The organism is Paenarthrobacter sp. UW852, from assembly GCF_024608385.1.
GTDB lineage: Bacteria > Actinomycetota > Actinomycetes > Actinomycetales > Micrococcaceae > Arthrobacter.
The window spans coordinates 73,106-87,717 of the sequence record NZ_JAMSGY010000002.1 but is presented as its reverse complement, the minus strand read 5'-3'; the positions used below and the strand labels follow the sequence as shown (position 1 = coordinate 87,717).

Annotated in this window: 12 protein-coding genes; 10 read left to right on the top strand and 2 right to left on the bottom strand. The window is 63.4% G+C overall.

The window, feature by feature from the left end:
* The first annotated feature begins 41 nt into the window (after positions 1–41).
* A complete protein-coding gene (locus NEK97_RS03615) occupies positions 42–1,538 on the top strand; it encodes a CitMHS family transporter (protein WP_257368529.1) in 1,497 nt (498 codons plus the stop codon).
* Positions 1,539–1,586: 48 nt separating this feature from the next.
* Here NEK97_RS03615 and NEK97_RS03610 read toward each other — a convergent pair whose 3' ends face one another.
* The gene (locus NEK97_RS03610) at positions 1,587–3,101 is read right to left on the bottom strand and encodes an LCP family protein (RefSeq protein ID WP_257368527.1); all 1,515 of its coding nucleotides are present in this window, start codon (positions 3,099–3,101) and stop codon (positions 1,587–1,589) included.
* Between the two features lie 94 nt (positions 3,102–3,195).
* Here NEK97_RS03610 and NEK97_RS03605 point away from each other — a divergent pair, with 94 nt between their 5' ends.
* The 6 genes from NEK97_RS03605 (at position 3,196) to NEK97_RS03580 (ending at position 9,287) form a co-directional block, all read left to right on the top strand.
* The gene (locus NEK97_RS03605) at positions 3,196–4,074 is read left to right on the top strand and encodes a cytochrome c oxidase assembly protein (protein ID WP_257368526.1); all 879 of its coding nucleotides are present in this window, start codon (positions 3,196–3,198) and stop codon (positions 4,072–4,074) included.
* 13 nt (positions 4,075–4,087) lie between these two features.
* Positions 4,088–5,197 (top strand): AI-2E family transporter, encoded by a 1,110-nt coding sequence (locus NEK97_RS03600; protein ID WP_257368525.1) that lies wholly within the window; start codon positions 4,088–4,090, stop codon positions 5,195–5,197.
* A gap of 65 nt (positions 5,198–5,262) precedes the next feature.
* Complete coding sequence (gatC, locus tag NEK97_RS03595) at positions 5,263–5,559, top strand: Asp-tRNA(Asn)/Glu-tRNA(Gln) amidotransferase subunit GatC (RefSeq protein WP_167264767.1); 297 nt, start codon at positions 5,263–5,265, stop codon at positions 5,557–5,559.
* 6 nt (positions 5,560–5,565) lie between these two features.
* Positions 5,566–7,119 carry an Asp-tRNA(Asn)/Glu-tRNA(Gln) amidotransferase subunit GatA gene (gene gatA / locus NEK97_RS03590; RefSeq protein ID WP_257368524.1) on the top strand — a complete coding sequence of 518 codons (1,554 nt, stop codon included), beginning with the start codon at positions 5,566–5,568 and terminating at the stop codon, positions 7,117–7,119.
* A complete protein-coding gene (gene gatB, locus NEK97_RS03585) occupies positions 7,119–8,627 on the top strand; it encodes an Asp-tRNA(Asn)/Glu-tRNA(Gln) amidotransferase subunit GatB (protein ID WP_257368523.1) in 1,509 nt (502 codons plus the stop codon). The genes gatA and gatB overlap by 1 nt, the downstream gene beginning before the upstream one ends.
* Before the next feature lie 102 nt (positions 8,628–8,729).
* Positions 8,730–9,287 carry a DUF5666 domain-containing protein gene (locus NEK97_RS03580; protein WP_257368522.1) on the top strand — a complete coding sequence of 186 codons (558 nt, stop codon included), beginning with the start codon at positions 8,730–8,732 and terminating at the stop codon, positions 9,285–9,287.
* Positions 9,288–9,326: 39 nt separating this feature from the next.
* Here NEK97_RS03580 and NEK97_RS03575 read toward each other — a convergent pair whose 3' ends face one another.
* Entirely contained in the window at positions 9,327–10,388 is a 1,062-nt protein-coding gene (locus tag NEK97_RS03575; RefSeq protein ID WP_257368521.1) for a formylglycine-generating enzyme family protein, read from the bottom strand.
* Between the two features lie 451 nt (positions 10,389–10,839).
* Between NEK97_RS03575 and NEK97_RS03570 the strand changes: the two genes are divergently transcribed.
* The 3 genes from NEK97_RS03570 to NEK97_RS03560 all read left to right on the top strand — a co-directional run bounded on the left by NEK97_RS03570 (position 10,840) and on the right by NEK97_RS03560 (position 14,565).
* Positions 10,840–11,871: a sugar ABC transporter permease gene (locus tag NEK97_RS03570; RefSeq protein WP_235519571.1), complete on the top strand. Its 1,032-nt coding sequence runs from the start codon at positions 10,840–10,842 to the stop codon at positions 11,869–11,871.
* Between the two features lie 41 nt (positions 11,872–11,912).
* Positions 11,913–12,836 (top strand): carbohydrate ABC transporter permease, encoded by a 924-nt coding sequence (locus NEK97_RS03565; protein WP_235519572.1) that lies wholly within the window; start codon positions 11,913–11,915, stop codon positions 12,834–12,836.
* A 70-nt stretch (positions 12,837–12,906) separates the two neighbouring features.
* Positions 12,907–14,565, top strand: coding sequence for a sugar ABC transporter substrate-binding protein (locus NEK97_RS03560; protein ID WP_257368520.1), 1,659 nt, complete (start codon positions 12,907–12,909; stop codon positions 14,563–14,565).
* Positions 14,566–14,612: the final 47 nt, after the last annotated feature.

Below are 14,612 nucleotides of genomic sequence, written 5' to 3'. Positions count from 1 at the left end.
ACATCGATGTGGTGCCCTTCACAGTAGTAAAGGAGCCGGCCATGCTGGTTTTGCTTGGATTCGCAATGATTGCGGTATTCATGGTCCTGATCATGACCAAAAAGTTGACGCCGGTTCTGGCGCTGATCATCGTCCCCACCATCTTCGGTCTCTTCGCAGGGGCAGGCCTGGGCATCGGACCCATGGTCATGGATTCGATGAAGTCCATGACGTCAACGGCCGCGCTCCTGATGTTCGCCATCATCTACTTCGGCTTGATGATCGACGTCGGGCTCTTCGACCCGCTGGTCAAGTTCATCCTCCGCAAGCTGGGTAACGACCCGGCCAAGGTTGTGCTGGGCACCGCGATCCTGGCAGCAGCGGTCTCCCTCGATGGGGACGGTTCCACCACGTTCATCCTCACCACCGCCGCGATGCTCCCCGTCTACCTGCGTCTCAAGATGAGCCCCGTGGTACTGACCTGCGTCGCCGGCCTCGCCAACGGAACCATGAACATCCTGCCGTGGGGTGGCCCCACTGCCCGCGCTGCCACTGCGCTCAAGCTCGACGTCAACGACGTCTTCGTGCCCATGGTCCCCTCGCTCATTGTTGGGCTGATCGTCGTGCTGGTCTTCTCCTGGCTGCTCGGCCTGCAGGAACGCAACCGCCTCCGCTCGGTCGCTCCGGAGATCTGGGGCGACGTCGCCGATCCTGCTGACGCGTTCGACGGCGGCACCGGCCGCGGCGGTTCTGTCGCCGGCGGCTCCGGCTCCGGCAAGGGACACTTCGGATTCGGCCGTACCGGCTCAACTGCTCCCGTCGGCAAGCCGGGCACCGGCGGAGGTTCCGGCGTCGCGGTCCTGGAACGTACCGAAGCACTGGTGGACGACCACGACACCGCCATGGCCGACACCGCGCTGGACCCCAACCGCAAGACCCTGCGTCCAAAGCTTTTCTGGTTCAACCTGGTCCTCACCGTGGCTGTCATGGTCACGCTGGTCGCCAACATCGTTCCCCTGCCGTTCGTCTTCATGGTCGGTTCCGCGATCGCCTTGCTGGTCAACTTCCCCAAGGTCAAGGACCAGGGTGCACAGCTGATCGCCCACGCACCGTCCATCGTCGCCGTTGTCAGCATGGTCATGGCCGCCGCTGTGCTCACCGGTGTCCTGAACGGCACGGGCATGGTGAAGGCAATGTCCGAGTGGCTGGTCCAGATCATCCCTGCCGAGATGGGTCCGTTCATGGCCATCATCACGGGCGTCCTGAGCATCCCCATGACGTTCTTCATGAGCAACGACGCGTTCTACTTCGGCGTCCTGCCCGTCCTCAGCGAAACCGCAGCGCACTACGGCGTTGGTGCAGCGGACATGGCCCGCGCCTCCATCACCGGCCAGCCGTTCCACCTGCAGAGCCCGCTGGTCCCCGCCATCCTGCTGCTGGTGTCCCTGGCAAAGGTGGAGCTGGGTGACCACCACAAGAAGGTCCTGTGGCGGACCGCAGTCATCTCGATCGTGATGCTGGCCGTCGGAGTCCTTACCGGAGCCATCGGCATCGGCTGACCGACGTGGGTGGCAGGAGTGCCCGGCCCCCACACTGACGGCAAATGATCAGCCCACCGGGTTCGTAGCCTGGCAGGTCTGGTCATTTGCCGTTTGTGTGGGGATGTTGCCCTGCGTAGTGCTTTGAGCTGGCTTGTCGCCGGAAACGAAGTCTTCACCGGCGTAGAGCTGCACGCCTTGGATACCCGTCACCTCCTGGACGTTTGCTGCCGGGAGGCCGAACATCCCGGCGATGTCCGCCGCCACGTCGGCGAAGCCGGCCTGGTAGTACACCATGGTTTGGGCGCGGGGTTGGCCCTGCAGCCGGACGGTCTTGGTGTAGCCCGCAGCCGTGACCAAGGCCGCGATTGCGTTGCTTCTGCCGGTAACACCGGTTCCGTTGGCAATGCTGATGGGCTGGAGTGCTTTGTCAAAGGCGGGTTTGGCTTCGGAGCTTGACGGCGCGGGGGAGGGGGTTCCGGCTTGTGTAAGGTCCGCGCTGTTCCTGAGGGCAGCAAAGAGATTCGAGGCTGCGGGTTCATCCAGTCCGAGCCTGTTGGGATCTGACGGGGCCGGGACGGTGGGCACGGTGATGAAGTTCACCTTGGCGGGGTCGATGTTCTTGAGCCGGTCGCCAATGGTCAGCAAGGCAGGAACCGAGGCCAGGCCAGTGTCCACCGTCAGGTTCTTGGTCATCGTATCGGCGATGCCCAGCAGCTTTTGGGGGTCGCTGAGCGTCCCCTCCGACTTCAGTTTCCTGGTGAGGGAGCCCAGGAAGGACTGCTGGGCCTTGATGCGGCCCAGGTCGCCGCCGTCGGCAAAAGCGTGGCGTGTCCGGAGGAACGCCAGGGCCTGGTCGCCTTGCACTTGGGAGGTTCCCTTGGGGAGGTGAAGGCCCGAGTCGGAATCGTCGACGGCGGAATTGACGCACACGTCCACCCCGCCCACCGTGGTGGTCAGCTCTTTGACTGCGTTGAAATCGGCCATCATGAAATGGTCCACTTCCAGCCCGGTGAGTTTGTTGACGGTGTCAACAGCGCAGCCGATTCCTGCCTCGGCCATGGCGCTGTTGATCATCACGCCCGGGCGGGCGTCGTGCTGCTCGTTGCTTGCCTGGTCCTTGCAGGCGGGGACGTCCACCAGGAGGTCCCGTGGGAAGCTGATGACGTTCACGTGGTTGTTGTCCGCGGAGATGTCCACCAGCATCATGACATCGGACTGCCCGTAGCCGGAGGACTGGTCCGCCGTTCCGTACTGGCTGTTCTTACCGCTTCGGGTATCACTGCCCAGCACCAGGATCTGGAGGCGGTCCTTCCTGTCATCAACCGGACCTTCACTTCGCTGGCCGCCTGCTCCAAGGGAAGTGGTGGAGATATTCGATTGAAGCCGCCACAGCCAGTAGCCGCCAAAGCAAAGGACTCCAACGACTGCAGCAGCAACCACAATGACCCCAATCCGGAGCCAGCGGGGGCGTCTGCGGCGCGGTGAACCGGTACTTTCCTCGACAAGGCTTCCTTGTCCGGGGTAGCGGGGAGAATCACCATCCGGTGAGTTGGGGGCGGGGCGTTCGTGGCGACCGATCACGGCACTGGCCTTTCCTCTGGGTGGGGGCGGGCCTATGCTACTGAGCGATTCTGGGAAATACCCAAGGGCGCCCACAGGTGCCTATCATTGCTCTGTGCCGCCCTTTGATGTCCTCGTCAGCGCCTGGCAGATCGACTGGGCAGCTGTGATCATGATCAGCGCTTTCGGCGTGCTCTATGGTCTTGGACTGAAGTCTGCCGCCGCCAATGACCACCGCTGGCCCCTCTGGCGAACCGTCGCGTTCTACGTCCTGGGCCTCGGATCCTTGGCCGTGCTTACCTGCGGGTTCCTCGGAGTCTATGGCTCAGACCTGCGGTGGGCCTTCACAGTCAAGGTTTCCCTGCTCCTGTTCGTGGTGCCGCTCCTGATCGGATTGGGCAGGCCGATCTCACTGGCCCGTGCCGCCTTGCCTCCCTCCGGCATCGAGAGGCTGAACACCGTCCTGGCCCATCCCGCCGTGCGATTGGTCAGCAATTCGCTCGCCGCGCCGCTCCTGGGTTTGGCGCTGTTCTCCACCTTCCTGACCCCTGCCTTCCACACCCTGCGGGCCGATCCTTTGGCGCAGGCTCTCCTGACCATCCTGATTCCGTTGCTGGGCCTTCTCATGGCACTGCCCATCATCGAGGAAGCCGATTTCCAGCGGTCCAGTGCCTACATCACCCTGGAGTTCGTCTTCGTCTTCATCGAGCTCCTTGTCGATGCGGTCCCCGGCATCCTGCTCCGCCTTAACGGGCAGGTGCTCGATCACGTGATGACGACGCAAGCGGCGTTGGGCTGGTTCCCGGATCCCTTGCGTGACCAGCAGTTGGCGGGGGATGCTTTGTGGTTCATCTGTGAAATCGTGGACCTGCCGCTCATCATCCTGATGTTCATCCGGTTTTCGCGCAGCGACAAGCGTGAGGCCCGGGGCTTCGACGACCTGACCGACGAGCAACTGGAAGAACTGAACGCCCAACATCTTCGAGGGCGCTGAGAAGGAGATCGCCATGCCTGACCTTCGCGCCGGCCTGCCCGCGATATGGGCCGACGGTCTGGGACGTGCCAGCATCCGCTCCATCCAGGCCCTGACTGTAGGGGCGCTGGCCTGGGCTGTCATCTGGGCGCTGACCCGTGTCCCACTGGTGTTGATCCCGCTCACGATCGCGCTGATCCTGGCCGCTGCGATCGCGCCGCTGGTGCGTTGGCTTGACCGGCACGGCTGGCCGCGCGCCCTCGCCGTACTGGCCTCGTTCGTGGGAATCCTTGTGGTGTTCGGCGGGATTGTGACGGGGATCGTGTTCCTCATCCGGGCACAGTCGAAAGACCTGACAGCGAAGGCGGTTGCCGGCCTCGACCACCTCCACGAATTCCTGACCTCCGGACCGATCCCGGTGAGCGACGCCCAAATCAACGACACCCGCGAATCGGTACAGCGGTTCTTCACCTCCAGCTCGTTTGGTACGGAAGCACTGACCGGGGCACGGACATTGGGGGAAATCCTGGCCGGAATGGTGCTGATGGCTGTGATCCTGTTCTTCTTCCTCAAGGACGGGCACAAGATCCGCAACTTCCTGATCGGCTTCCTGCCCGCCGAACGCCGCCCCAAAGCGCACATGGCCATCGAACGCAGCGCGGTCGTCCTCGGCGGCTACGTCCGCGGAACTGCCATCGTTGCCGCAACTGACGGAATCATCGTTGGGGTGGCCTTGGCCATCCTGGGCGTTCCCTTGGCGTTGCCGCTGGGTGCCTTTGTCTTCATTGGAGGGTTTATCCCGATCATCGGCGCTACGGCCGCGGGAACCTTGGCGGTCGCCGTCGCCCTGATCTCCAACGGTCCTGTGACCGCCCTGATTGTCCTGGCCGTCGTCATCGGCGCAAACCAGCTGGAACACCACCTCCTGCAACCCATCCTGATGGGCAGGGTCCTCAGCATTCACGGCCTGGCGATCCTGCTGGCCCTTGCTGCCGGCACCATGATCGCCGGAATCGTGGGTGCACTGCTCGCCGTTCCGGTCACCGCCGTCGGATGGACCGTCTTCAAGACGCTGTCCGGGCCGGAACCGGATCAGGAACCTGAACCCGGACCGGACGCTGAAGCAGTTGCGGCTGAGGGCTGACCGAGGCGCGTGCCCGGCCAAGTAGACTGGTTCGGAAAACCAATTGAACTTTGCAGGGGAGATCCATGGCTGCGATCAACCGTGACGACGTCGCGCATCTTGCGCGTCTGGCTCACATTGAAATGAGTGCCGAAGAACTGGACAGGATGGCCGGCGAGCTCGCCGTCATCGTTGATTCGGTGAAGTCCGTCAGCGAAGCCGCGGGAGAGGACGTGCCGGCCACGTCGCACCCGATTCCGCTGACCAACGTGTTCCGTGAGGACGTCGTGGGTCACACGTTCACGGCTGAGCAGGCGTTGTCCGGCGCTCCGGATGCGTACGAGAACCGTTTCAAGGTCCCGGCAATCCTGGATGAGGACTAATTACTGATGACTGAACTGAAGAACGAACTCATCCGCCACTCCGCTGCTGATCTCGCAGCCAAGCTGGCCTCCGGCGACGTATCCGCTGTCGAGGTGACACAGGCGCACCTCGACCGGATCGCCGACGTCGATGGCCAGGTACATGCCTTCCTGCACGTCAACACGGAAGAAGCGCTCGCCGTAGCCGCCGAGGTTGACGCTGCCCGCGCCGCCGGGGGATCCGCCGCCGAGGAACTGCACGCCCTTGCCGGCGTGCCCATCGCCGTCAAGGACCTCATTGTCACCATTGGCCAGCCGACTACAGCTGGTTCGAAGATCCTTGAGGGCTGGCACAGCCCGTACGACGCAACCGTGGTCAAGAAGCTGCGCGCAGCCAAGATGCCGATCCTGGGCAAGACCAACCTGGATGAATTCGCCATGGGTTCTTCCACGGAACACTCGGCATTCGGTCCCACCCGGAACCCCTGGGATTTGGACCGCATTCCTGGTGGTTCAGGCGGTGGCTCCGCGGCCGCCGTCGCCGCTTTTGAGGCCCCGTTGGCACTGGGCACCGATACGGGCGGTTCCATCCGCCAGCCTGGCGCCGTCACCGGAACCGTGGGCGTCAAGCCGACGTATGGCGCTGTGTCCCGTTACGGCGCCATTGCCATGGCGTCGTCGCTGGACCAGATCGGCCCGGTTTCCCGTACGGTGCTGGACTCCGCTTTGCTGCAGGAAGTCATCGGCGGGCACGATCCTTTCGACTCCACGTCCCTGACCGACCCGTTCACCAACCTGGTGGCCGCCGCCCGCATGGGCAACGTAGCCGGGATGAAGATCGGCATTGTGAAGGAACTCCACGGCGAGGGCTACCAGGCCGGCGTCGAGAACCGTTTCAACGAGTCCCTCCAGATCCTCAAGGATGCCGGAGCTGAAATCGTTGAGGTTTCCTGCCCCAACCTGAAGTACGCACTGGGTGCCTACTACCTGATCATGCCGTCCGAGGTGTCCAGCAACCTGGCCAAATTCGACGGCGTGCGGTTTGGCTTGCGCGTCCTGCCCAAGGACGGCCCGATGACCATTGAGCGTGTCATGGCAGCCACCCGCGCGGCAGGTTTCGGTGACGAGGCCAAGCGCCGCATCATCCTGGGCACGTACGCACTGAGTGCCGGATACTACGACGCCTACTACGGCTCGGCCCAGAAGGTCCGCACCCTGATCCAACGCGACTTCGATGCCGCTTTCGCCCAGGCCGATGTCCTGATTTCTCCGACGGCGCCCACCACGGCGTTCAAGCTCGGCGAGAAGCTCGATGATCCGCTGGCCATGTACTTGAACGACGTCGCGACGATTCCGGCCAACCTTGCCGGCATTCCGGGGTTGTCGTTGCCGGGCGGCCTGGCCGACGAAGACGGCCTGCCGGTCGGCATCCAGCTGCTGGCTCCGGCCCGCGAGGATGCCCGCCTGTACCGCGTCGGTGCTGTCCTTGAATCCATCCTTGAAGAGAAGTGGGGCGGCCCGATGCTCGCGCAGGCACCAGCACTTGGCGCTGCCGCAACTACCGCCGGAGGTTCCAACTAATGTCCGTCGACGCAACCCTGAGCTTCGAAGAGGCCATGGAGAAGTACGATCCCGTCCTGGGGTTCGAGGTCCACGTGGAGCTCAACACCAAGACCAAGATGTTCTCCTCCGCTCCGAACGTTTTCGGTGACGAGCCGAACACCAACGTCAACGAAGTAGACCTCGGCATGCCCGGTGTCCTTCCCGTGGTGAACAAGACGGCGGTGGAGTCATCCATCAAGATCGGCCTTGCCCTGAACTGCAAGATCGCCGAATCATGCCGTTTTGCCCGGAAGAACTATTTCTACCCGGACACCCCCAAGAACTTCCAGACGTCCCAGTACGACGAGCCGATCGCGTATGACGGCTACCTCGACATCGAGCTGGAAGACGGCACGGTGTTCCGCGTGGAGATCGAACGCGCACACATGGAGGAAGACGCCGGAAAGCTCACCCACATGGGTGGCGCTGCCGGCCGTATCCAGGGTGCCGACTACTCATTGGTGGACTACAACCGTTCGGGTGTGCCACTGGTGGAAATCGTCACCAAGCCGATCGAGGGCGCCGGAAGCCGCGCACCGGAACTGGCCAAGGCGTACGTTGCGGCTGTTCGCGAAATCGTCAAGAACCTTGGGGTTTCCGATGCCAAGATGGAGCGCGGCAATGTCCGTTGCGATGCCAACGTTTCGTTGCGGCCGCACGGCCGGGAGCGCTTCGGTATCCGTTCGGAAACCAAGAACGTGAACTCGCTGCGCGCCGTCGAGCACGCCGTCCGTTACGAGATCCAGCGCCATGCTGCCGTCCTGGAATCCGGCGAGCCGGTCATCCAGGAGACACGCCACTGGCACGAGGATACGCGGTCGACGACGTCCGGTCGCCCCAAGTCCGACGCCGACGATTACCGCTACTTCCCGGAGCCGGACCTGGTTCCCGTCGTTGCTTCCCGTGAGTGGGTGGAGGAGCTTCGCGCTACCCTCCCGGAGCCCCCGGCGGAACGCCGTAAGCGCCTCAAGGAAGCCTGGGGCTACTCGGATCTCGAGTTCCGCGATGTGGTGAACGCCGGCGTCATGGATTCCATCGAGGAAACCATCGCAGCAGGAGCGTCTGCTGACGTTGCCCGCAAGTGGTGGATGGGCGAGATCGTTGGCCGCGCCAAGGTTGCCGACGTCGAGCCTTCCGAGCTGGGTGTCACCCCACAGGTCATCGTGGAGCTGAACAAGCTGGTTGAAGACGGCAAGATCAACAACAAGATGGCCACCCAGGTCCTGGACGGCGTGCTCGCCGGCGAAGGAACTCCGGCTGAGATCGTCGAGAAGCGCGGCCTGGCCGTGGTGTCCGACGACGGCCCCCTCCTGGAAGCCATCGATGCCGCACTCGCCGCGCAGCCGGATGTCGCGGAGAAGATCCGAGGCGGCAAGGTCCAGGCCATCGGCGCGATCGTTGGCGGCGTCATGAAGGCCACCCGTGGCCAGGCCGACGCCGGCCGTGTCCGCGAGCTGATCCTGCAGAAGCTCGGCGTCGAGGGCTGATCCCCTGGCTTGACCGCAAGTAGCCCGCTGTGGTGCCCGTTCCCATCCGGAACGCCACCACGGCGGGCTACTTTTTTGTCCTGACGCGCGCACAATGGATGCATGGGCACCATCACACCAGGATTTCGAAAGGTCCTCCTTGCCGGTGGGATCGCCGTCGCGTTGACCGGAGGTGGGACCGCCGCAGTGTGGGCGGGCACCCAACCGAGCCCTTCGCCGTCGAGCTCCACCGCCTCACCAAGCCCGACCACCTCAGCGGACACCAAGGCCGCGGAGGGACGCGGAAAAGCTATCCACGGCGAGCACGTCGTGAAACAACAGGATGGCAGCTACCGCACCGTGGTCACCCAGGCCGGAACCATTGAATCGGTGAGCGACTCGGAGGTCACGGTCAAGAGCGAAGACGGCTTCACCCAGCGGTATGCCATCAACGCCGAAACCCGCATCACCAAGATCCCGACGGACCTGTCGCAGCTCCGGAACGGAAAGGGCAAGCCCACGATGCCCTCGGCCACGGTTGCTGAGCTGAAGGCCGGTGACACCGTGCACGCCAGCGGGATCAAGGACGGCACTGCGGTGACCGCGACGCGGATCGTGTCAGGCGAACTTCCGGCAGGACCCAAAGGGAAGCTCGGGCATCGGGCCCACGGCCGCGCCTGAGTCAGAGGCCTGCGCCTGAGTCAGAGGCCTGCGCCTGAGTCAGAGGGCCACTGTCCGGAAACCCAGGTTGGCGCTGGCTGAGTCGGGCGTGTTGGAACTGCGCGCGGACAGCCGGTAGCGGTTGCAGTAGGAATCGTGGCAAAGGTATGAGCCTCCGCGCATGACCCGCCCGCTGCCGATCGTCGGGCCTGGCGGGTTCACCACCGTGCCCTGAGCCTGGCACGTCCTGTAGTACTTGGGCAGGAACCAGTCGCTGCACCATTCCCAGACGTTTCCGCTGGTTTGGTAGAGCCCGTAGCCGTTGGGGCTGTATGAACGGACCGGCGCGGTGGTGAGGTAGCCGTCGTCGAGGTCGTTGCGGACCGGGAAATTGCCTTGCCAGATATTGCAGTTGTGGGCGTCCTGGCCCGGAGTTCCGTTGTGGAGTTCGTTGCCCCACGGGTAGCGTTGCCCGGCCAGGCCACCGCGCGCGGCGTATTCCCATTCGGCTTCCGTGGGGAGCCTGCGGGACGCCCACGCACAGTAAGCCAGGGCATCGTTGTAGGACACGTGGGTCACGGGGTGGTCGGGGATGTCTGTCCAGTTCGAGAGCGGCCCCGCAGGGTGCGCCCAGTCAGCTCCGCGGACATTGAGCCACCAGGGGACCGGGCTGACCCGGTTCAGGATGTCCTCCGGCCGGGCTTTCACGGCCAGGTGAAACACCGCCGAGGTCCCGTAGAGCTCGGACTCGGTGCGGTGCCCGGTGGCGTCGACAAAGCCGGCAAATTGCTCATTGGTTACCGTGGTGGCGCTGATTCGGAACGCCGACACCTGTACCTCGTGCACGGGAGTTTCGCCGTCTCCGTCGTAGCCTTCGCCGAACGGATCACCCATGGCGAAGGTGCCGGCCGGAATGTCGACGTCGGATGTTTCGGTTGCTTCGGATGCTCCGGTTGAGGGCGCCGCACTTTCGACGGCGGTGCCCGCAGCTTTTTCGACGGCGTCGCCCGCCATGGCTCGAACACCTATGGTGTGCAGGGGGAGGGACCGGCCCTGCTCGAGGGATCTGCCCTGATGGGTATGCGTCCGGGCGCCTGCGCCTGGGCTGCAGCAATCTGCCATGTGAACTCTCTGTCTGAACTCGGTCTGCTAGTACTTTAGCGGTGCCGGAGGCCTCGCCCGCGCTGTTGCCCCTGTTTCACCCGCGCCCAGCGCACGCCGTGCACCCCTAGCACCCCTTGTCCGCACCCCTGGCACGCACCACTTGCCGCCCAGCGCACCCCGTACACCCCTGGCACGCACCCGTTGCCGCCCAGCGCACCCCGTGCACCCCTGGCACGCACCCCTTGGCGGCCTGCGCACCAGCACTTACGGGGCGAATGGCGCGTGCAGGTGCGGAGCGCCGCCACGGAAGCGCCACCCTGCACCAACAAAGTGATGGAAAGTGATTTCTGTGATCAGTTTCAATCATGTTCTTGCAAAAGTGGAAAGCGTCACTTAGCGTTTGTTAAACGGTTAACGAGCGTGGCCTGAATCACATTGATGATTTGGGCTCAGCACTTGAGGAGACAGCATGAACTCGACGACGGAACAGGCTCCGGCATTGCCCGAAGCTCGCCGAGTCCCGGCCAGGGCGGGCAGCAAGCCACCCGGAACCGGCCCAAAGAAGCGGAAGGGCAAGGCCCCGCAGCAAAGCTTCCGGTCACGCCTGCGTCGAGACAAGCAGATGCTGCTCATGATGGTGCCGGGCGTGGCCTTCCTGCTGCTCTTCTTCTACATTCCCATCCTCGGCAACGTCATCGCGTTCCAGGACTACCAGCCCTACTTGGGCATCGGTGACAGCCTGTGGGTTGGCTGGCAGAACTTCGTGGAACTGTTCGGAAACCCGGACTTCCTCCACGCTTTCTGGAACACCCTGTACCTGGCAGCCTGGCAACTGGTCTTCCTGTTCCCGGTGCCCCTGGTGCTTGCCCTGATTGTCGACTCGCTGATCAGCACCCGGGTCCGCAAGATCTTCCAGAGCATCGCCTACCTGCCGCACTTCCTGTCCTGGGTCCTGGTAATTGCGTTCTTCCAGCAAATGCTCGGTGGTGCGGGATTCGTCAACAACCTGCTCCGTGATTGGGGCATGGACCCGATTCCGTTCATGACCAACCCCGAGACCTTCCCTCTCATGGTGGTGGTCCAGATGATCTGGAAGGACGCCGGCTGGGCCATGATCATCTTCCTGGCAGCCCTTGCCAGCATTGACGCGTCACTCTACGAAGCAGCCGCGGCAGATGGTGCAGGGCGCTGGCGCCGGATGTGGCACATCACCCTCCCCGGGCTCCGGCCGGTGATCGTTCTGCTGCTGATCCTTCGGATCGGCGACATCCTGTCCGTCGGCTTTGAGCAGTTCATCCTGCAGCGTGACGCAGTAGGGGCCGGAGCTGCGGAAGTGCTGGACACCTTCACCTATTACACCGGCGTAGTGGGCGGCGGTTGGAGCTCCGGCGCAGCAGCCGGGCTCGCCAAAGGTGTGGTCAGCGCCCTGCTGATCTACGGCGCCAACAAACTTGCCCACCGTTTCGGAGAAGACGGAATCTTCGCAAAACAAGCGCGCTGAGAGCCACGCAGGCCCGCGCGGCAGCCGCACAAGGAGAACCCATGGCAACAACACTTTTCACCAGGAAACCCCGGGAACTGACGTACAACCCCAAACGCCCGGTGTGGAAGGAAAAACCTTCCGCGCTCTACCAAACGGTCAAAGCAGTCGTCCTGATCGTCTTCAGTATCTCCATCCTGACCCCCATCCTGTTGGTGGTTTCGACGTCCCTTGCGGATACGGAGCAGCTCGTCAAGGCAGGCGGGTTCGTCCTCTGGCCGGAGCGACCCACGTTCGAGGCCTATGCCACCATCTTCAAAGGCCCCATGGTCCTGCAGTCGCTGGGCGTGAGCATGCTGATCACGGCAGTAGGCACCATCCTGGCGCTGTTCGTGACCATCACCATGGCCTACGCCACCAGCCGCACTGTCCTCTTCGGCCGGCCGGTGATCCTGGCAGTGCTGTTCACGCTGCTTTTTGCACCGGGCCTGATTCCGTCCTTCCTCATGATCCGTCAGCTGGGGCTGCTGGACTCGCTGTGGTCGCTGATCCTTCCCGGCATTTTCGGTGCCTTCAACTTTGTGGTCATGCGGTCCTTCTTCATGAACATCCCCGGGGAACTGATTGAAAGCGCCAGGATCGACGGCGCCAACGACTGGCAGATCCTGTGGCGGATCGTCATGCCGCTGTCCAAAGCCGTGATCGCCGTCGTCGGGCTGTTCTACGCGGTTGGTTTCTGGAACTCCTTCTTCAATGCACTGCTCTACATCAACGACCACTCCAAGTGGCCCATCCAGTTGCTGCTCCGCAACTTCGTAGTCCAGGGCAGCGGTGCCGCAGATCAACTCGGAATCACCACTACGCCTCCGCCGCAGTCCATCCAGATGGCCGTCGTCGTGGTTGCCCTGGTCCCCATCCTGATGGTCTACCCGTTCCTCCAAAAGCACTTCGCCAAGGGCGTCATCACCGGCGCAGTGAAGGGCTGACCGCATCCGCGGACCCGCCAAAGAACTGACACAACACACCATGAAGCAAGTAACCAGAAAGGGTTATGCCATGACGAGCACTACCTCACAGGCTGGATTCAGCCGCCGCGGTTTCCTTGGCCTCGCAGGCCTGGCCGTGACCGCCGTCGGCCTGTCCGCCTGCGGTGGTGGCGGGTCCGCAGGCAACGGAGGCGCCGCCGCCTCAGCCTCGGTCAAACTGCCCACGTACAAGGAATTTACCGGGGTCACCCCCGATATTGCGGGCAATGCCAAGGGCCTCCAGGCCGGGTACTTCAAGCTGCCCACCGCCGTGCAGTCCGTGAAGACTCCGCCCCTCAAAGGCAAAGTGACCGGGCTGACCGAAACCTTCGACACCATGAGCCCCGGGCTGAAGGACAACCCGTTCTGGCAGCGTCTCAACGCCAAGCTCGGCGGCGACCTGGAGCTGCAGATCGCAGAGGACATTGGCGACGGCTACCCGGCGAAGTTCGCCACCGTCCTTGCCAGCAACGATCTCCCGGACATGATGTGGGTTCCGCCGAACCAGGGCATCCCCAACGTCGGCCCCATGCTGGAAGCCAAGTTCCAGGACCTGACGCCCTACCTCTCGGGCGACGCCGTCCTTGAGTACCCCAACCTCGCGGCCCTCAAGCCCGATTCCTGGAAGACCGCCGTCGTCAATGGCAAGATCTGGGGGGCTCCCATCCCGAGCACCCCGTTCGGCCAGGTCTATGTGGGCAATCATGCTGTGTGGGAGCAGGTAGGGGGCTTTGAGGCCGGCAGCGCTGATGAGTTCCTGGACAAGGCCAAGGAACTGACGCGTCCCGGTGAGCAGAAGTACGCGTTGGAGCCCGCCTACATCAATGCCCTGCACATGGTCACGGAGTGGTTCGGCGCCCCGAACAGCTGGGCTGTGAATAAGGACCGCACGTTGACGCACCTCTACGAAACCGACGAATACCTGGCCGGTGTGGAGTTCACCGCCAAAATGTTCGCCGCCGGTGTCTTCTACCCGGACTCCAAAGCCACCGACATCCGTTCGCGCGTAGCCAATGGGAGCGTCGCGGCCCAGGTGGTGGTGGGTCCGCACGACATCCGCAGCTACCGCTCGCTGAACAAGGACGCCCAGTTCGACATTCTGATCCCGTTCAGTGCCGACGGCAAGGTCAAGCCCGTCTACGACATGGGGTACGGAACAGTCGGTTTCACGCCATTCAAGAAGGCGGACGAGGGCAAGATCCGCGAGCTCCTCGGGCTGATCAACTACCTGTCGGCGCCGTTCGGCACCGTGGAATACATGCAAAAGAACTTCGGCGAGCTCGGCCAGGACTACACCATCGACGCCTCCGGCACCCCGGCACGCACCGAAACCGGCACCACCAACGCCCCCGGCCTGGTATCGGCGTTGAACATCATGGCCAGTCCGGAAAACGTTATTTTCAACCCGGGCTTCGACGACGACACACGCTACGTCAGCAAGCAGGAGGAAAAGCTCCTCGAGTTCGCGTGGCGCAACCCCACCAACGGTTCCTACTCGGACACCAACGCCAAGGTGGGCGCCAAGATCACCAAGCAACTGCGCGACAAGGTAGTGGACATCATCACCGGCCGCGCCAAGATCGACGAACTCAAGGACGCCGTGAAGCGCTGGAAGAGCGAGGGCGGCGACAAGATGCGCGACGAGTACCAGGCCGCGTTGGACCCCAACGCCCCGGTCTTCAGGAGCTAGCCTCAGACCAACAACGAAGAAACCAAGCACGTACCAGCAGGGGGAAC

Coding starts and splice junctions, on each gene's coding strand:
- NEK97_RS03615 (WP_257368529.1), top strand. CDS start 42: ATGCTGGTTTTGCTTGGATTCGCAATGATTGCGGTATTCATGGTCCTG.
- NEK97_RS03600 (WP_257368525.1), top strand. CDS start 4,088: ATGCCTGACCTTCGCGCCGGCCTGCCCGCGATATGGGCCGACGGTCTG.
- gatC (WP_167264767.1), top strand. CDS start 5,263: ATGGCTGCGATCAACCGTGACGACGTCGCGCATCTTGCGCGTCTGGCT.
- gatA (WP_257368524.1), top strand. CDS start 5,566: ATGACTGAACTGAAGAACGAACTCATCCGCCACTCCGCTGCTGATCTC.
- gatB (WP_257368523.1), top strand. CDS start 7,119: ATGTCCGTCGACGCAACCCTGAGCTTCGAAGAGGCCATGGAGAAGTAC.
- NEK97_RS03580 (WP_257368522.1), top strand. CDS start 8,730: ATGGGCACCATCACACCAGGATTTCGAAAGGTCCTCCTTGCCGGTGGG.
- NEK97_RS03575 (WP_257368521.1), bottom strand. CDS start 10,388: ATGGCAGATTGCTGCAGCCCAGGCGCAGGCGCCCGGACGCATACCCAT.
- NEK97_RS03570 (WP_235519571.1), top strand. CDS start 10,840: ATGAACTCGACGACGGAACAGGCTCCGGCATTGCCCGAAGCTCGCCGA.
- NEK97_RS03565 (WP_235519572.1), top strand. CDS start 11,913: ATGGCAACAACACTTTTCACCAGGAAACCCCGGGAACTGACGTACAAC.
- NEK97_RS03560 (WP_257368520.1), top strand. CDS start 12,907: ATGACGAGCACTACCTCACAGGCTGGATTCAGCCGCCGCGGTTTCCTT.